This window comes from Williamsia sp. M5A3_1d (genome assembly GCF_053345315.1).
This window is the reverse complement of sequence record NZ_JBKEZX010000003.1, coordinates 658682-675783: the sequence shown is the minus strand read 5'-3', so window position 1 is coordinate 675783 and position 17102 is coordinate 658682. Positions and strand designations below refer to the sequence as shown.

General features: G+C 69.8%; 19 protein-coding genes. 11 read left to right on the top strand and 8 right to left on the bottom strand.

The genetic code is table 11. The features are described 5' to 3' along the window. Nucleotides 1–7: 7 nt before the first annotated feature. On the top strand, nt 8–1147 hold the full coding sequence (locus ACLBW1_RS15420) for a PQQ-dependent sugar dehydrogenase (RefSeq protein WP_447812682.1): 1140 nt from the start codon (nt 8–10) through the stop codon (nt 1145–1147). A 26-nt stretch (nt 1148–1173) separates the two neighbouring features. Here ACLBW1_RS15420 and ACLBW1_RS15415 read toward each other — a convergent pair whose 3' ends face one another. Next, nucleotides 1174–1524, bottom strand: a complete 351-nt coding sequence (locus tag ACLBW1_RS15415) for a MerR family transcriptional regulator (RefSeq protein WP_447812681.1) — start codon at nt 1522–1524, stop codon at nt 1174–1176. Nucleotides 1525–1625: 101 nt separating this feature from the next. On the opposite strand from ACLBW1_RS15415, the gene ACLBW1_RS15410 reads away from it, so the two are divergent. Further along, on the top strand, nt 1626–2414 hold the full coding sequence (locus tag ACLBW1_RS15410; RefSeq protein WP_447812680.1) for an alpha/beta fold hydrolase: 789 nt from the start codon (nt 1626–1628) through the stop codon (nt 2412–2414). Next, nucleotides 2411–3610 carry an MFS transporter gene (locus tag ACLBW1_RS15405; protein WP_447812679.1) on the top strand — a complete coding sequence of 400 codons (1200 nt, stop codon included), beginning with the start codon at nt 2411–2413 and terminating at the stop codon, nt 3608–3610. Before ACLBW1_RS15410 ends, ACLBW1_RS15405 begins: the two co-directional genes overlap by 4 nt. Here the strand turns inward: ACLBW1_RS15405 and gatB are convergent. Further along, on the bottom strand, nt 3607–5109 hold the full coding sequence (gene gatB / locus ACLBW1_RS15400) for an Asp-tRNA(Asn)/Glu-tRNA(Gln) amidotransferase subunit GatB (RefSeq protein WP_447812678.1): 1503 nt from the start codon (nt 5107–5109) through the stop codon (nt 3607–3609). The genes ACLBW1_RS15405 and gatB overlap by 4 nt on opposite strands. Nucleotides 5110–5250: 141 nt before the next feature. On the opposite strand from gatB, the gene ACLBW1_RS15395 reads away from it, so the two are divergent. Beyond that, on the top strand, nt 5251–5460 hold the full coding sequence (locus ACLBW1_RS15395; protein WP_447812677.1) for a PspC domain-containing protein: 210 nt from the start codon (nt 5251–5253) through the stop codon (nt 5458–5460). Here the strand turns inward: ACLBW1_RS15395 and ACLBW1_RS15390 are convergent. Both ACLBW1_RS15390 and ACLBW1_RS15385 read right to left on the bottom strand, forming a co-directional pair. After that, nucleotides 5444–6076, bottom strand: a complete 633-nt coding sequence (locus ACLBW1_RS15390; RefSeq protein WP_447812676.1) for a maleylpyruvate isomerase family mycothiol-dependent enzyme — start codon at nt 6074–6076, stop codon at nt 5444–5446. The two genes, ACLBW1_RS15395 and ACLBW1_RS15390, sit on opposite strands and share 17 nt — an antisense overlap. A gap of 39 nt (nt 6077–6115) precedes the next feature. Then, the gene (locus ACLBW1_RS15385) at nt 6116–7144 is read right to left on the bottom strand and encodes a 6-phosphofructokinase (RefSeq protein ID WP_447812675.1); all 1029 of its coding nucleotides are present in this window, start codon (nt 7142–7144) and stop codon (nt 6116–6118) included. A gap of 179 nt (nt 7145–7323) precedes the next feature. Here ACLBW1_RS15385 and ACLBW1_RS15380 point away from each other — a divergent pair, with 179 nt between their 5' ends. From ACLBW1_RS15380 to ACLBW1_RS15370, 3 genes are all read left to right on the top strand, one after another. Then, nucleotides 7324–8190, top strand: coding sequence for a hypothetical protein (locus tag ACLBW1_RS15380; RefSeq protein WP_447812674.1), 867 nt, complete (start codon nt 7324–7326; stop codon nt 8188–8190). Nucleotides 8191–8356: 166 nt separating this feature from the next. Continuing rightward, nucleotides 8357–9472 (top strand): NAD(P)H-dependent amine dehydrogenase family protein, encoded by a 1116-nt coding sequence (locus ACLBW1_RS15375; protein WP_447812673.1) that lies wholly within the window; start codon nt 8357–8359, stop codon nt 9470–9472. A gap of 12 nt (nt 9473–9484) precedes the next feature. Next, nucleotides 9485–10216 carry an SDR family oxidoreductase gene (locus ACLBW1_RS15370; RefSeq protein ID WP_447812672.1) on the top strand — a complete coding sequence of 244 codons (732 nt, stop codon included), beginning with the start codon at nt 9485–9487 and terminating at the stop codon, nt 10214–10216. 24 nt (nt 10217–10240) lie between these two features. Here ACLBW1_RS15370 and gatA read toward each other — a convergent pair whose 3' ends face one another. The 3 genes from gatA to ACLBW1_RS15355 form a co-directional block, all read right to left on the bottom strand. Further along, nucleotides 10241–11731, bottom strand: coding sequence for an Asp-tRNA(Asn)/Glu-tRNA(Gln) amidotransferase subunit GatA (gatA, locus tag ACLBW1_RS15365; RefSeq protein ID WP_447812671.1), 1491 nt, complete (start codon nt 11729–11731; stop codon nt 10241–10243). Further along, a complete protein-coding gene (gene gatC / locus ACLBW1_RS15360) occupies nt 11728–12027 on the bottom strand; it encodes an Asp-tRNA(Asn)/Glu-tRNA(Gln) amidotransferase subunit GatC (protein WP_447812670.1) in 300 nt (99 codons plus the stop codon). The genes gatA and gatC overlap by 4 nt, the downstream gene beginning before the upstream one ends. A gap of 70 nt (nt 12028–12097) precedes the next feature. Further along, complete coding sequence (locus ACLBW1_RS15355) at nt 12098–12694, bottom strand: antibiotic biosynthesis monooxygenase (protein ID WP_447812669.1); 597 nt, start codon at nt 12692–12694, stop codon at nt 12098–12100. Between the two features lie 38 nt (nt 12695–12732). Between ACLBW1_RS15355 and ACLBW1_RS15350 the strand changes: the two genes are divergently transcribed. Together ACLBW1_RS15350 and ACLBW1_RS15345 are read left to right on the top strand one after the other, a co-directional pair. Continuing rightward, the gene (locus tag ACLBW1_RS15350; RefSeq protein WP_434217135.1) at nt 12733–13086 is read left to right on the top strand and encodes a YbjQ family protein; all 354 of its coding nucleotides are present in this window, start codon (nt 12733–12735) and stop codon (nt 13084–13086) included. A 43-nt stretch (nt 13087–13129) separates the two neighbouring features. Further along, on the top strand, nt 13130–13813 hold the full coding sequence (locus tag ACLBW1_RS15345) for an amino acid-binding protein (protein WP_447812668.1): 684 nt from the start codon (nt 13130–13132) through the stop codon (nt 13811–13813). Here the strand turns inward: ACLBW1_RS15345 and ligA are convergent. Further along, nucleotides 13810–16035, bottom strand: a complete 2226-nt coding sequence (gene ligA / locus ACLBW1_RS15340; RefSeq protein ID WP_447812667.1) for an NAD-dependent DNA ligase LigA — start codon at nt 16033–16035, stop codon at nt 13810–13812. The genes ACLBW1_RS15345 and ligA overlap by 4 nt on opposite strands. A 10-nt stretch (nt 16036–16045) precedes the next feature. On the opposite strand from ligA, the gene ACLBW1_RS15335 reads away from it, so the two are divergent. After that, nucleotides 16046–16450, top strand: a complete 405-nt coding sequence (locus ACLBW1_RS15335) for an MmcQ/YjbR family DNA-binding protein (protein WP_447812666.1) — start codon at nt 16046–16048, stop codon at nt 16448–16450. A 36-nt stretch (nt 16451–16486) separates the two neighbouring features. After that, on the top strand, nt 16487–17098 hold the full coding sequence (locus ACLBW1_RS15330; protein ID WP_447812665.1) for a L,D-transpeptidase: 612 nt from the start codon (nt 16487–16489) through the stop codon (nt 17096–17098). Nucleotides 17099–17102: the final 4 nt, after the last annotated feature.

Sequence of the window (17102 nt, the reverse complement as noted above, 5' to 3'; positions counted from 1 at the left end):
GGGGCGCATGCCCGACCGAGCGCGCCGCACACGTATCGCCGTCGTGGCGACGGCGATGCTGATCGTCGCCACGCTGCTGGGCGGCTGCGCGGATTTCGACGAGCAGGACCGTGCACGGGCGGCGGGCGACTTCTCCTCCGAGACGGTGACGCCGGCCGTCCCCACACCGACCCCACCGAGCCAGTCCCCGCAGGAGGGGCCTCCGCCGACGGGGCCGTGTGTGGATCCCGACCCGGCCGTCATCGCCACCTGTCTGGGTGCGACGAGCGCTGTGATGCCCGGCGGTGACGCCCAGGGCGAGTCGACGGTCGTCGCCGAACGGACGACCGGACAGATCATCCAGACCCGCCGCAACGGGCCCAAGCGTGTGCTCACCACGATCCCCGTCGACGCCGACGGCGACGGCGGCCTGATGGACTTCGCCCCGTCCCCCACCTATGACCAGGACCGCCTGATCTACGCCTACATCTCGACCGCCTCGGACAATCGGGTGGTCCGGATCGCGCCCGGCGACACCCCCAAGCCGATCCTGACCGGGATCCCCAAGGGTGCGACGGGCAACGTCGGGTCGCTGCACTTCCGTTCCCCCACCGAGCTGTTGGTGGCGACGGGCGACGCGGGAGACCCCGCGGCCGCCGGTGACCCGAATTCGTTGGCGGGCAAGCTGCTGTCGGTCACGGCGCTGAACTCGGGGAGCACCGCCGCCCCGCGCGTGCTCGCCTCCGGTTTGGGCGCCAACGCCACGATCTGCGCGAACGTGAGCAGCGGTCAGCTCTACCTCACCGATCGCGCGCCGACCGAAGACCGCCTGCAGATCATCGACACCACCGGCACCCTGCGCCCGCTGTGGACGTGGCCCGATCGTCCGCAGATATCCGGTTGCGCCGCAGCCGGATCGAGCGTGCTGGTGTCCACCGCGCGCACCCAGCGGGTCGAGCTGCTCGGCGAGCCGACGCGCGAGAAGCCGACCGTGTCGCCACCGGTCGTGGTGTTCGAGAAGCGCTACGGAGCGTTGGGGCGCATGACGGCCCTGCCGTCGGGGCTGTTCCAGGTCGGCACGATCAACAAGCAGGGTGGACGCCCGGTGGCGACCGACGACCGTGTCGTGCGTTTCCTCCCGCCGACCAGCTCCCAGAGCAACGTCTGACCCGTACGCCTACGCGCCGATAGGTGTCAGCGCGACAGTCGCTGCCCGACCAGCATCGAGGTGACGAGATCCCGACGGCGCGCCAGATCGGCCATGGCGTCGTCGATCTCGGACAGTTCGTCCCGGATCACCGCGGCCACCTCCGGACACATGTCGACACGGTCACCGTTCACACAGGGCAGCACGTCGCGAATCGTCTCGAGGGTGAACCCGGCCTCGATGAGGCGCTTGATGCGCAGGACCTGCGCGACCGTGCCGTCGGCGAAGTCGCGGTAACCGTTGCCGCGACGGGTCGTCGCCAACAGTCCGTGGGCGTCGTAGTGGCGCAAGGATCGCGCCGAGACGCCTGTGAGACGTTCCACCTCACCGATTCTCATCACGCCGCCCTCCCGCGGGTCTCGCCCGGCCACATCCTCCGCGCCGATGCACGGTGAACACTTGACCTTCACACCGGTGTCAGAGTTTAGCGTCGGTCACCATGACACGCGCAGCACACATCCACGCCCCCGACGTGATCGTCGCCGGGCACGGCGATCCACTCGTCCTCGCCCACGGCGCCGGGGGCGCAGTGGCCACCAATTTCGGTCAGGTCATCGAGTCGCTGTCCCCGCGGCGTCGCCTCGTCGGGATGAACTACCCGGGATCGGGGGCGACGCCACGGCAGACACGTCCACTCGAACTCGAGGAGCTCGCCGACGGCCTGGTGGCCGCCGCCGTGGCCGACGGGCACGACCGCTTCCCCGTCCTCGGCCTGTCGCTGGGGTGCGCGGTGGCCATCACCGCCGCGTATCGGCATCCACACCGGGTGTCCGGGCTGTTCCTCACCGTGGGTTTCGCCCGCGCCGACGCGCAGATCCGCCTCGTGGTCGATGTGTGGCGGCATCTCGCGGACACCGATCCGACGATGCTGGCCCGGCTCCTGGTGATGCTGGCGTCGCCGGACGTGTTGGCGTCCCTCGACCCGGCAGCCACCGAACGCGCGATCACCGACACGGTGTCGACACTTCCCGACGGCGGACCCGATCAGGCCCTTCTCGCGTCGACGGTCGACGTCACGGTCGCCGCCTCGGCCGTGGCCGTCCCGACGACCGTCGTCGTGGCAGGACAGGATCGCATCGTGCTCCCGGCCACCACGCGCGCACTGGCGCAGACGATCACCGGCGCGAAGGTCCTCGAGTACCCCGACGCGGGCCACATCTTCACCCCGTCGGAGACCTCGAACTGGATCGACGACATCGGCGACTTCCTCCACATGCACGGCCTGTGAGCGGCGCGACCGGAGACGCGGGATGGAACCGCGCGACGATCACCCTGACCGGCGCGCTGTTCGTCTACATGACCGCTGAGATGTTCCCCGTCGGCATCGTGCCCCAACTCGCCGACGGACTGGACTGTTCCCGAGCCGCCGCGGGCACCCTGCTGGCCGTCTACGCGATCGTCGCCGGCGTCGCGATCCTCCCGGTCGTCGCGCTGGCGCGGCACGTGGACCGGCGTCGTCTCATCGTGGCGTCTCTCCTGGTCCTCGCGGTGTCGCAGGTGGCGTTCGCGTTCGCCGAGAACCTGTGGTGGGCGTACGCCGCCCGCGCTGTCGCCGCCATCCCGCACGGACTGCTGTGGGCCGTGGTGCCCACGGTCGCGGCATCGCTCGATCCGAACGCCCCGGGGCGGGCGACGGCGCGCGTGTTCGTGGGCGGGGCACTCGGTCTCGTCGTGGGCGCGCCCTCGGTGACCGCGGCAACAGGGGTGATCGGTTGGCGGCCGACGGCGATGGCGGTGGGGGTGTCAGCCGCGGTGCTCGCGGTCGCGGTCCGTGCGACCCTCCCAAGTGGCGGGGCGCGACCCCGCGTCGGGTCGGTCGGACCGCACGACCGACGGACACGCCGACTCCCGTCGATCCCCGCCCGGGTGTTCGGCATCAGCGCGGCGACGGTGGCGGTGGTGACGGCGTGCTACATCCCGTACACCTACCTCTCGGTGCTCGCCGACGACACCGGCATCCGGTCGACATCGCTGTCGGCGCTGCAGATCGGTTACGGCGCTGCGGGTCTGGTGTCGGTGTCACTCGTCGGTCGATTCCTCGACGACCGGTTACGCACCGTCCTGGCCGCGGTGCTCAGCGGGATGACCATCGCCCTCACGATGATCGTGATGGGCGGAACCGCTGCGTTCGCCCTGGCCGTGATCCTCTGGGGCGCAGCGTTCGCGTGCGCCGCACCGGCACTACAGAGTGCGGTCCTGCGGGCGTCGCACCTCGACCCCCGCGCCGACCCGCTGGCGGCGTCCGCGGTGTACGTGCTGGCGTTCCAGCTCGGGATCGCCGGCGGTTCGTGGGCCGGAGGCGGCATCCTCGCCACCGCCGGCGTGGAGTGGCTGGCGCCGACCGGCCTCATCGCGGTCGCAGTGGCGGCCGCAGCGGTGATCGTGACCGTGCGTCCGCCGACCACCGCAACCGGAGCGGTCTAGGAGCAGGCGGCGAGGACGAGTTCCTTCACCCGCGCCGGGTCGGCCTGTCCACGTGTCGCCTTCATGACGTCGCCGACGATCTTGCCCGCCGCCGCCACCTTGCCGGAGCGGATCTTGTCGGCGATGTCGGGGTTGGCGGCCAGTGCAGTGTCGACGGCGGACTGCAGTGCCGTGTCGTCACGGACGACCTCGAGCCCGCGGTCGGCGACGATCTGCTCGGGCTCGCCCTCGCCGTCGAGCACCGCCACGGCGACCTGCTGACCCAACTTGGTGGTGAGCTTGCCCGCCTCGACGAGGCCGATGATGGTCGCCACCTGCGCCGGGGTGATCGCCAGATCGGCCAACTCCGCGCCGCGCGAGTTCGCCTGCTGGGCGAGGAAGCTGACCCACCAGCTGCGCGCGGTCTCGGCCGGCGCACCGGCGTCGACGGTGGCGATGATGAGGTCGATGGCACCGACGTTGACGAGATCACGCATCACCTCGTCCGACACCCCCCACTCGGACTGGATGCGCGCGCGACGCAGCCATGGCAACTCGGGCAGCGTGGTCGCGAGGTGCTCGACCCAGGCCCGTTCGGGTGCGACCGGTGCGAGATCGGGCTCGGGGAAGTACCGGTAGTCGTCGGCGGTCTCCTTACGTCGACCTCCCGAGGTGGTGCCATCGACCTCCTGGAAATGCCTTGTCTCCTGGATGATCTCGCCGCCGGCGTTGAGGATCGCGGCCTGTCGACGCATCTCGTACCGGACGGCGACCTCGACGCTCTTCAGCGAGTTCACGTTCTTGGTCTCGGTGCGCGTCCCGAATTCGGCTGCGTCCTTGGCCATCAGCGACACGTTCGCGTCGCATCGCAGCGACCCCTGGTCCATCCGCACGTCGGACACGCCGAGCGCCTTGAGCAGATCACGCAATGCGCCGACGTAGGCGCGGGCGACCTCGGGGGCGCGTTCGCCCGCGCCGGTGATGGGGCGGGTCACGATCTCGACCAGTGGGACGCCCGCCCGGTTGTAGTCGAGCAGTGAGTGGCTCGCACCGTGGATGCGTCCGGCGCCGCCGATGTGCAGCGATTTGCCGGTGTCCTCCTCCATGTGGGCGCGTTCGATGGCGACCCGCCAGATGGTGCCGTCCCCGAGGACCACGTCGAGATACCCGTCGTAGGCGATCGGCTCGTCGAACTGCGAGATCTGGTAGTTCTTCGGCTGATCGGGATAGAAGTAGTTCTTGCGGGCGAACTGGCTCGACTCGCGGATCGAGCAGTTCAGCGCGAGGCCGATGCGGATGGCGGACTCGATCGCAGCGGCGTTGGCGACCGGGAGGGCACCGGGCAGGCCGATACAGACCGGGCAGACCTGGGTGTTCGGCTCGGCCCCGAACGCCGTGGGGCATCCGCAGAACATCTTCGTCTCGGTGCCGAGTTCGACGTGGACCTCGAGGCCCAGGACGGGATCGAAATCGCGGATCACGTCGTCGTAGTCGACGAGGTCGACGGTCGCAGTGGTCATGGGCCCCAGTTTAGGCCCGCGATCCCAGGGTCGAAGCCGGGGTGAACCCCGATGCCGTCGCGCGGCGGCGTCCCTACCGTCGGGAGTCCGAGGCCGGCGAACCGCGCAGGCCCGACGAACTCGACGACCCCGAGGAGAACCATGAGCTACCACGCACCCGTCCCGACCCCGCCTCGCCGCCTGCGGCGGTCGACGACCGACTCCTGGATCGGCGGGGTCTGCGGAGGCATCGCCGAGCGTCTCGGCATGAGCGCGGGACTCGTCCGACTGCTGTTCGTCCTGTCGATCGTGCTGCCCGGCCCGCAGGTTCTGGTCTATCTGGCGCTGTGGATCGTCATCCCGCGGAACTGATGCGGGCGACGCCGTCACCGCTGAGGTCGGCGAGGGCGACGCGGCGCCCGGCCCGCGCCAGCAGCACCGCCTCCGCCGACCCCCGGACCTCGGGCGCGCCCCGACGGCCCGCACGCCAGTCGAGATCGGTGGCCACCCACGCGACATCGGACCGGGTCGCCCCGAACGCGAATGCGCCCCGCGTGGAGAGGAAGTCGAGCGCCGCCGTCAGCCGCGCAGGATCGAACTCGCGGTCCAGACCGAGGGGCCTGCGGATGTCCTGACCGTGGACCAGCAGGTCGGTCAGCGGCGCCCGGGGCCCGCCGAACGGCGGCGTGAAACGGCTCTGCGCGTGCTCACGCAGCAGTGTCGGCAACTCGTCTCGGTGGTCTCGAGCGACCTGCTGCGACGAGATCACGTTGGCGCGGGACAGGTTCCCGTGGGCACGGATCACCGTGCGCGCGATCGCCGTCGGACCGGTGATCAGAGGCATCACCAGGTGGCCGGCCACATCTCGCACCGACCATTCCGAACACAGCGACTGCGTCGCCCACGCGGTGTCGTCGAGACCGTCGAGCACGTCGGCCAGTTCCCGGCGTTCGTCGGCGATCGCGGCGAACAACGCGTCGCGGTTCATCGACCCTCCTGATGTTCGGTGACACCGGCGCCCGGCGCCTCACCCGAAGATGACGCGTATCTCCTGGTATTGGTCCTGCGGCACGGTCTTGTGGTTTGCCAGTGCCTCGCCGAAATCGACCCGCACGATGCGTGTTCCCCGCAGCGCCACCATGTGGCCCCAGTTCTTGTCGGCGATGAGGTCGGTCACCGCCATGCCCAGGCGTGTCGCCAACACCCGGTCGAACCCGGTCGGCGACCCGCCGCGCTGGATGTGGCCGAGCACGGTCGCGCGCGTCTCGATGCCGGTCCGATCCTCGATCAGCGGCGCCAGCACCTCGGCGATACCACCGAGGCGGGGACGGTTGAACCCGTCGAGTCCCTTGCTGGAGTGGGCGACATCCATGTCGGGGAGACGGAAGCCCTCGGCGACGACCACCATCGGCGACCGTCCGCGGTTCTTCACGCTGGTGACCCAGGCACAGATCTGATCGAGGCTCTCGGGCTGTTCGGGGATGAGGATGGCGTGGGCGCCGCCGGCGATACCCGAGTAGAGGGCGATCCAGCCGGCGTGGCGGCCCATCACCTCGAGCACCATGCAGCGTTTGTGGGAGTTGCCGGTGGTGCGCAGGCGGTCGATCGACTCGGTGGCGATCTCGACGGCGGTGTCGAACCCGAAGGTGTAGTCGGTGGCGTCGAGGTCGTTGTCGATCGTCTTCGGCACCCCGACGATGTTGATCCCGTCCTCGTAGAGGCGCTTCGAGGCCGACGCGGTGCCCTCGCCGCCGATCGCGATCACCCCGTCGATGCCCAGGTCGGCCAGCACCGCCTTCACGATGTCGGCGCCGCCGTGGTCGGCGTACGGACCCACACGGCTCGTCCCCAGGATGGTCCCGCCCTCGCGGGACAGACCGCGCACGGAGCTGCGATCGAGTGGCATGGTGTCGCCCTCGATCAGCCCTCGCCACCCGTCACGGAAGCCGACGAACTCCTGTCCGTAGACGGTCTCGCCCTTGAGGACGGCCCCGCGGATGACCGCGTTGAGGCCGGGGCAGTCACCTCCGGAGGTGAGGATGCCGAACTTGCTCACGTGTGGGTGTCCCTTCAGCCCGCAGCGGGCGGTGGACCGTGTGGCCCGCCCCAACACCTGCGTGCACTCACAATCTAGGTAATCGGCGGCCTCGGCGCGCGACGGCCGACCCGGTGGTGTGGATCCCGGGGCGGGTTTCGATCCGGGCGGGTTTCGATACCAGCGGTAGAGTCGGTCCGATGACCACCGGCCGGTTCGACACCCTGCGGGCGTGGTTCGGCCGTCTCCTGGTGTCGGCGGTGATCATCGCGGCCGGGGTGGTCATCGCGTCGCTGTCGACCACCTCCTCGGCGCCGATGATGACCACGGCACTCACCGCACCGACCGCGTCGGCGGCCCCGGACGTCGATTCGGTGCACCTCGGTGCCGACACCCCCACCGGAGCCGCGGTGGCCGCCCTCACCGGTCCCCGCCCGGCCGACGCGATGGCCCTGATCCCGTCCGGGTTCGCCGACGAGATGGGATACCGACCGGTGCTCATCGACGGTGTCCCGGCCAACCCCGACGGTGGCTGCTCATCACCCATCGGGCTGCCGATGTCGTTCGACGCACCGTGCAAGACCCACGACCTGGGTTACGACCTGCTGCGCTACGGCGACCTGACCGGCACCCCTTTGGGACCGTGGGCGCGACAGTCACTCGACGGGCAGCTGTCGGCCCGGATGCACGCGAGCTGTGTGGACGACGGATGCCAGACCGCCGCCGACCTCGCCGACGCCGGTGTCGCGGCGAACTCCCGTCGGCAGGGCGAGGGTGTGCCGGTCACCGAGAGTCGGTCGCAGATCGTCACCTCGACCCTGCGGATGATCTGGCAGCCGGTCTCGCACGCGGCCGGCGTACTGGGGACCGCGCCGGGCCGGGCGGCGGTGGCCGCTCTGATCGCCCTGGTCGCGATCCACCTGCGACGCCGATCTCGTCCGCTGTCGGCCGGCCCCTGGTCGCCACGGGGCACGTTGTCCCAGATGTGGTCGGCCATCACCCGTCGTCGCGTGACGTCGGGCGGCGTTCGGCGGGCACCCTTCTCCGAGGCGAACACCACCTCCTGAGCCCGCCGCGGCGTCCGGGGTCCGGGTCGTCGGATGCCGCACACGCGTTCCGCACGTCTCGTACCACCCGCTCAGCTCCGCGTTTCCCGTCAGGCCTTGACCAATCAGCTGTCTGGACTAGTGTCTGATCTGTTGTTCACCCCGCCCCGGCGATCAGGAGAAGCCGATGACCATCCGCGTCGCCCTCGTCGGGACGGGCAATGTCGGTGGGCTCGCGCTGCGGCAACTGATCACCGACCCACGGTTCGAGCTCGTCGCCGTCGGGGTCGTGACACCGGAGAAGATCGGCCGCGACGCCGGGGACCTGGCGGGACTCGACGTGACGACGGGTGTGAGCGCGACCGAGGGCCTCGACGCCGTCATCGCCGCGGCCCCGGACTGCGTCGTCCACTGCGCCATGGGCGACACCCGCATGGGTGACGCCACCCGGGACTGTCTGCGCATCCTCTCCGCGGGCATCCACGTGGTGGGGTCGTCGCCGGTGCCGTTCCAATACCCGTGGAAGACGATGCCCGACAAGCTCATCGAGCGCATCGAGGAGGCCGCCCTCGCCCATGACGTCAGCATGTTCGTCACCGGCGTCGACCCAGGGTTCGCGACCGACCTCCTGCCCATCGCACTGGCCGGTACCTGTCAGCAGGTGACGCAGATCCGCTGCATGGAGATCGCCGACTACGCCACCTACGACGGCCCCGAGGTGATCTACGACGTGATGGGCTTCGGATCCCCTGTCGACGACCCGCCGCTCTTCCTACAACCCGGCGTGCTGAGCCTCGCCTGGGGATCGGCGATCCGGCAGTTGGCCGACGCACTCGGGGTCACGCTCGACGAGATCGTCGACCGCAACGAGCGCGAGCCGGCGCCAGAGGATTTCACGGTCGCCGCCGGGCCGATCGCCAAGGGAACCACCGCGGCCGTGCGGTTCGAGATCATCGGGATGGTCGACGGCCACCCGGCGATCGTGGTCGAACACGTCACCCGACTGCGACCCGACCTGCGGCCCGACTGGGCACAGTCCGCCCAACCGGGCGGCTCCTACCGGGTGGAGATCACCGGTGAACCGTCCTACGTCGTGGACATCTGTCCCACCAGCGTCCACGGCGACCACAACCACGCCGCCATCGTCGCCGCGGCGGGTCGCATCGTGAACGCCATCCCCGCGGTGATCGCGGCTCCGCCCGGGCTGCGCACCACGCTCGACCTCCCCCTGGTCACCAGCCGAGGGGTGTATCGATCTGCACCGCGACGGCCCCCGACGAACGACGACCACATCCGACAGTGAGGACAACAGACCATGGGACGTGTTGACGGCAAGGTGATCCTGATCAGCGGCGGCGCCCGCGGGATGGGCGCGGCCGACGCCGCTGCGCTGGTCGCCGAAGGCGCGTCGGTGGTGATCGGCGACATCCTCGACGAGGGACAGGCGGTGGCCGAACGACTCGGTGACGCGGCCACCTACGTCCACCTCGACGTCACCAGCCCCGGCGACTGGGCCGCGGCGGTCGACGCCGCCGTCGACACCTACGGCTCGCTGACCGGCCTGGTGAACAACGCCGGCATCGCGAACGGCTCGACGCTGCAGGCGTTCCGACTCGACAAGTGGCAACAGATCATCGACGTGAACCTCACCGGCACGTTCCTCGGCATGCAGGCTGCCGCCGACGCGCTGATCGCCTCGCAGAACGGCTCGATCGTCAACATCTCGTCGATCGAGGGGATGCGCGGCACCCCGTGGGCGCACGGCTACGTCGCCACCAAGTGGGCCGTGCGCGGACTGACGAAATCCGTTGCCGCCGAACTCGCCCCGCACGTGCGGGTGAACTCGATCCATCCCGGCCTGATCCGCACACCGATGACCGAGGGGATTCCCGACGACATGCTCACGATCCCGCTCGGGCGGCCGGCCCGACCCGAGGAGATCGCGTCGTTCGTCCTGTTCCTGATCTCCGACGAGTCGTCCTACGCCACCGGTTCGGAGTTCGTCGTCGACGGCGGTGTGATCACCAACATCCCGCACAAGTTCTGACCGACCGGCGACACAGCAGGAGAGTCAGGCGATGTCGCCGCGGGCCGCCTCGTAGGCCGCGCCCACGCGGTACAGGCGATCGTCGGCCTGCGACGGCGCCATGATCTGCAGACCCACCGGGAGTCCGTCGTCGGCCGACAGCCCCGACGGCACACTCATCGCGCAGTTGCCCGCGAGGTTCACCGGGAGCGTGCACAGGTCGAACAGGTACATCGCCAGCGGGTCATCGACCTTCTCGCCGATCGCGAACGCGGTCTGCGGCGTGGTCGGCGAGATCAACACGTCGACCGATTCGAAGGCGGTCGCGAAGTCACGGGCGATGAGGGTGCGCACCTTCAGCGCCTGCCCGTAGTACTGGTCGTAGTATCCCGCCGACAGCGCGTACGTGCCGATCATGATGCGGCGCTTGACCTCCGGGCCGAAACCCTGCGCACGGGTCAACGCCATCACCTCGTCGGCGGAATGGGTCCCGTCGTCGCCGACCCGCAGGCCGTACCGCATCGCGTCGAAGCGGGCGAGGTTGGAACTGACCTCCGACGGCAGGATCAGGTAGTACGCGCCGAGCGCGTAACCGAAGTGCGGGCACGAGACCTCGACGATCTCGGCGCCGCGCTCACGCAGCGCGTCGACGGCCGCGGTGAACGAGGCGAGCACGCCGGGCTGATACCCGTCGCCCTGCAGTTCGGTGACGATACCGACCCGGACCCCGGCGAGATCGCCCCGCGCACCGGCACGTGCCGCACCGACGACGTCGGGGATCGGGGCGTCGATCGAGGTGGAGTCCCGCGGGTCGTGCCCTGCGATCACCTCGTGGAGCAGGGCGGTGTCGAGAACCGTTCGCGCACAGGGTCCACCCTGATCGAGTGACGAGGCGCAGGCGATGAGTCCGTAGCGCGAGACCGTGCCGTAGGTCGGCTTCACACCGACCGTCGCGGTCACCGCGGCGGGCTGGCGGACCGACCCGCCCGTGTCGGTGCCGATGGCCAGCGGCGCCTGGAACGATGCGAGTGCCGCGGCGCTGCCGCCGCCCGATCCGCCGGGGATCTTCGTGGTGTCCCACGGGTTACGCGTGAGCTGGTAGGCGGAGTTCTCGGTGGAACTGCCCATCGCGAACTCGTCCATGTTGGTCTTGCCGAGGATGGGGATGCCCGCCTCGCGCAGTCGCCGGGTGACGGTGGCGTCGTAGGGCGGGATCCACCCCTCGAGGATCTTCGACCCGGCCGTGGTCGGCGCATCGGTGGTGGTGAACACGTCCTTGAGGGCGAGCGGCACGCCGGCCAACGACGATGCCGGGGTCTCGCCGGCGGCGATCGAGGCGTCGACGGCCTCGGCCGCGGCGAGCGCGGCGTCCGACGTCACGTGGAGGAACGCGCCGAGATCACCGTCGATCTCGGCGATCTGATCGAGGTGGGCGCGGGTGACCTCCACCGACGACAGTTCGCGCGAGTGGATCTTGTCGGCGAGGTCGGCTGCGGACAGCCCGGTGATGGGACCGGCGGGACGGATCGCGGTCACTGGTCCTCCCCCAGGATCTGCGGGACGGCGAAGCGGTCCTGTTCGACCGACGGGGCACCCGACAGCGCCTCCTCCGGCGACAGACCGGGCACCACGACGTCGGGACGGAGCACGTTGGACAGGCCCGCGGGATGGGCGGTGGTCTCGACACCGGAGACGTCGACCTCGGAGATCTGCGCGACGTGACTGAGGATCGAATCGATCTGGCCCGCATACTGATCGAGCTCGGAGTCGGGCAGGGTCAGGCGCGACAGCCGCGCCAGGTGGGCGACCTCGTCCCGGGAGATGGCAGACACCGATGGATCCCTTCCACGTACAACGAAACGCCACGACCCGCGGTCGCAGCCCGCTCAAGAGTAGTGGCCGCTACAACCAGCGCCGGAGACGGGCGGTGATCCACGGCAACACCAGGTACACCATGAGCGGGGTGTTGATCAGGGTCGCGATCAGGGTCTTGGCCGCCAGCGGGACACCGTCGAGGTGGGCGATGACACCGAAGTTGATGGCGAGACTCAGCGGGAAGAACCCGAGCCAGATGGTGATGGCCTGCTTCCAGCGCGGCGGCGGCGCGCCGACGACCCGCACCGCATGGGTCAGCGTCGACTGCGGTTCGAACCAACCCTCGACCCCCGAGAGTCGATGGACCACCCGCTCGACCGCGACACCCTCGCCACGCGAGAGCCAGGCACGCCGGACGGGTGACGCCATCCAGTCCTCGAGGTCGCCCTCGGTCGCGAACCGGTACACCACGTAGTACTCGCACGGATCCGACGGCGACCGCAGCCAGCCTCCCCCCAGGAATCCGGGGAAGGTACGCACCAGGGCGATCCCCGCATCGGTCCAGGCGAGGAAATCGTGTTCGCGGCCCGGTTCGATCCGCCGTGCCACCGACGTCGTGACGTGCGTCGCGTCGCCACCGGCGTCTCCCGGGTCGGGGGCGGACTCCTCGTGCACCGATGACATGACCCCATCGTCGCACCGAAACGGCCTACCCTCTTCCCATGATCATCGTCACCAGCAACGAGATCCCGGGTTATCGCATCGGCTTCACCTTCGGCGAGGTGTTCGGACTCACCGTGCGGTCGCGGAACATCGGCTCGAACATCGGCGCAGGTTTCAAGGCCATGGCCGGTGGTGAGCTCAAGGGCGTGACCCAGTTGCTGCACGACTGCCGCCAGGAGGCGTTGTCGCGCCTGGCCGCCGAGGCCCAGCAGAAGGGCGCCAACGCCGTCGTCGCGTTCCGCTTCGAGACCACCGAGTTCGGCGGGACCGGTATCGAGGTGTGTGCGTACGGCACCGCCGTGGGCATCGAGCCCCTCGATCCGGCGCAACCCGGCCGCGTCCCGCCTGCCTGAGCACCCCCCTCGCGACCAGCGGGGCCACGACTGCGGTGTGACAATGTCAGACGTGTCGTATCTGTTGCGGGTCTACCTGGCCGACCGTCCGGGAAGCCTCGGCCTGCTCGCGGTGTCCCTGGGATCGGTGGGCGCCGACATCCTCTCCCTCGACGTCGTCGAGCGCGGCGAGGGCTACGCCGTCGACGACATCGTCGTCGAGGTCGCCCGCGGATCGCTGCCCGACACCCTCATCACCGCCGCGGAGAACGTCGACGGTGTCCGCGTCGATTCCATCCGTCCCTACACCGGCGTCCTCGAGACCCATCGCGAACTCGAACTGGTCGACGAGATCGCGTCGGCCGCCGGCCCGCGGCGCCTGCAGGTCCTCGTCGACAACGCCCCGCGCGTGCTGCGGGTGTCGTGGAGCACGATCATCACCGCCGGCGGTGACGGGGTCATCCAGCTGTTCGCCAGTTCGAGCGCGCCCGAGACCCGGCTGACCCGGGTCGACTTCCTCCCGATCGGTGCCGCCACCGCGCTCGACCCCGACGCCGCGTGGGTGCCCCAGTCGTGGCGTGATTCCGACACACGTATGGCCGCCGCGCCGGTCGGGGTGTCCGCCGACGGCGTGACCACGAAGGCGCTGCTCCTCGGACGGTCGGGCGGACCCGACTTCCGGCCGTCGGAGATCGCCCGGATCGGCTATCTATCCCGCATCGTCACCACGGTGCTGACCCTGTCCTAGCCGCCGTCTGTGTCGATTTCGGTGGCCTTTTCGTTCTCGGTGTCGGTGGCCGTCTCGGTCTCGTCGTCCGGGACCGGAGGCGGCCCGTCGCGCAGCAGCGCGGTGAAACCCTCCTCGTCGAGGATCGGCACCCCGAGTTGCTCGGCCTTCTCGGCCTTGGTGCCCGGCGATTCCCCGACGACCACGAAACTCGTCTTCTTCGACACCGATCCCGACGCCTTGCCGCCGCGCACGAGGATGGCCTCCTTCGCGCCGTCGCGGGAGTAGTTCTCGAGCGATCCGGTGACCACGATGCTGAGTCCGGTCAGCGTGCGTGGCGTCGACGAATCGCGTTCGTCGGCCATCCGCACGCCCGCGTCGCGCCAGCGGGTGACGATCTCGCGGTGCCAGTCGACGGCGAACCAGTCGACCACGCTCTGCGCGAGCGTCGCCCCCATCCCCTCGGTCTGGGCCAGCGCCTCGACGTCGGCGTCGGCGATCGCCTCCAGGGTGCCGAACTCGTTGGCCAGGGCGCGCGCCGCAGACGGTCCGACGTGGCGGATCGACAGACCGACCAACACCCGCCACAGCGGTGCGTCCTTCGCCTTCTCGAGATTGGCGAGCAGACGGGACCCGTTGGCCGACAACGCTCCCGCCTTGGTGGTGAACAACCCGACCGTGGTGAGGTCGGAGGCGGTCAGTGAGAACAGGTCGGCCTCGTTCTCCAACACCCCCGAGGCGAGCAGCGCGGTGGCCGCCTCGTACCCGAGCGCCTCGATGTCGAACGATCCCCGCCCGGCGAGGTGGAACAGTCGCTCGCGCAGCTGCGCCGGACACGATCGACTGTTCGGGCAGCGGATGTCGGCGTCGCCCTCTTTCTCGTGCCGGAGTTCGGTGCCGCACTCGGGGCAGTGGGTGGGCATCTCGAACTCCCGCTCGCTGCCGTCACGGAGGTCGACCACGGGCCCGAGGACCTCGGGGATCACGTCGCCGGCCTTGCGGATGGTGACGGTGTCGCCGATGAGCACGCCCTTGCGCTTGACCTCCGAGGCGTTGTGCAGCGTCGCCATCGACACCGTCGACCCCGCGACGAGGACCGGGGCCATCTTCGCGAACGGGGTGACCCGTCCGGTGCGACCGACGTTGACCTCGATGTCGAGCAGCGTGGTGGTCGCCTCCTCGGGCGGATACTTGTAGGCGATGGCCCAGCGAGGCGCACGTGAGGTGGATCCCAATCGTCGCTGCAGCGACGTGGTGTCGACCTTGACGACGATGCCGTCGATCTCGTGCTCGACGTCGTGGCGGTGCTCGCCCCAGTAGTCGATCTTGTCCAGGATCTCCTGCGCGCCCGAGAGTTTCGTGGTGTGCGCCGACACCGGTAGCCCCCACGCCCCCAGCGCGAGGTAGGCCTCGTGCAGCGACTCGGGTGAATACCCCTGGAGCTTGCCGATGCCGTGACAGATCATGCCGAGGCGACGCCGCGCGGTGACCTGCGGGTTCTTCTGCCGCAGCGAGCCCGCGGCGGAGTTGCGGGGGTTGGCGAACGGGGGTTTCCCCTCGGCCACCAGCGAGGCGTTGAGGGCCTCGAAATCCTCGACCCGGAAGAAGACCTCGCCGCGGACCTCGAGGATCTCCGGCGTGGGGTGGTCGTCGCTGGGGGTCAGCCGGTGCGGGATGTCGTCGATGGTCTTCGCGTTGAGGGTGACGTCCTCGCCGGTGCGACCGTCGCCGCGGGTGGTGCCGCGTACCAGGACGCCGTTCTCGTAGACCAACGCCAGCGCGACACCGTCGATCTTGAGCTCGCACAGGTAGTCGAGGCCCGTGCCGGCGTCGGCCTCCACGCGGTCGATCCAGGTGCGCATCTCATCGGCGTCGAAGACGTTGTCCAGCGACAGCATCCGCTCGAGGTGGTCGACGGCGGCGAACTCGGTGGCGAAGCCGCCGCCGACGAGCGCGGTCGGCGAGTCGGGGGTGGCCAGTTCGGGATGCTCGGCCTCGAGTTGCTGCAAACGACCCAGCAAGGCGTCGAACTCGCCGTCGGTGATGACCGGCGAGTCCTTCACGTAGTAGCGGAACTGGTGTTCGCGGACCTCGTCGGCCAACTCCGACCACTTCGTACGCACGTCCGCATCGCTCGAAGGAGCAGTGCCCTGGGTGCTGTCGTCCACCTGCGTGAGATTAGTCGACGGCACCGACAACCCGGGCGCCTCGACCGGCCGCGCGCGAGGGGTGTGATGTGCCATCGTCGACGGCGTGCCGCACCCGATCATGTTCGACGACGACGACCCGGTGCTGGCCCGGGTCCGCGACATCGCGCTGGCGTTCCCCGAGGCCACCGAGGTCATCGCCCACGGCCGCCCGACGTTCCGCTGCGGCCGGGTGTTCTGTCACTACGGCGGGTCGATCCGCGGCGGCGAGCGCAAGGAGCAGTCGATCCTGGTCCTCCCCGACCCTGCCGAGGCCGAGGCGCTGCGGGCCGACACGCGGGTGTTCGTACCCGCCTACCTCGGTCCGGCGGGGTGGCTGGGCCTCGATCTGTCGGGGGTGGCGGAGCTGTCGGGGGACGCACCGGACTGGGTCGAGGTCGGCGAGCTGGTCGACACCAGCTACCGCCGGATCGCACCCGCGCGACTCGTGCGGCAGCTCGACCAGCGCTGACATCTGCAGACCGTCGTCTGTGCCATCCTGGTCGCCATGCCCCTTCGCCCGCGCAACGACCTCACGGGGTGGTCACGCGACTACTGGTGGGCGTTGATCGTGGTGCCGGTGGCGCTGGTCGTGTCGGGTGTCCTGGTGGCGGTGTCGTTCTCCTCGACGACGCCATCGCCGCGGGCGGTGACCGCCGCCGTCACCTCGGCGCCCCCCACGGGTTCCACACCGACCGCCGCCGCGATCGACGCGGCCGACACCGCCGCCTGCCGTGACGGCGTCCGGGGCAAGTCGATCGTGGTCAGCATCTCCGAGCAGCGGATGCGGATGTGTGACACGTCGTCGCTCGTGGAGGCGTCCTACGTCACCACCGGGATCGACAACCGCACCGACCGCACCCCCACCGGGACGTGGAAGATCGTCGCCGAGGAGACCGACCGGTATCTCGTCGGCGCCGACTACCGGGTGTTCGTCCACTACTGGATGCCGTTCTTCGGGGACTTCGGCTTCCACGACTCGCCGTGGCAGAACTTCGACTACGGCAGCCCGCGATACCGCACGAACGGCTCGCGCGGATGTGTACATGTCCCGGGGGCGACGATGGCGTCGCTCTACCGGTGGGCCGGCGTCGGGACAACGGTCACCATCCGCGCCTGAACAC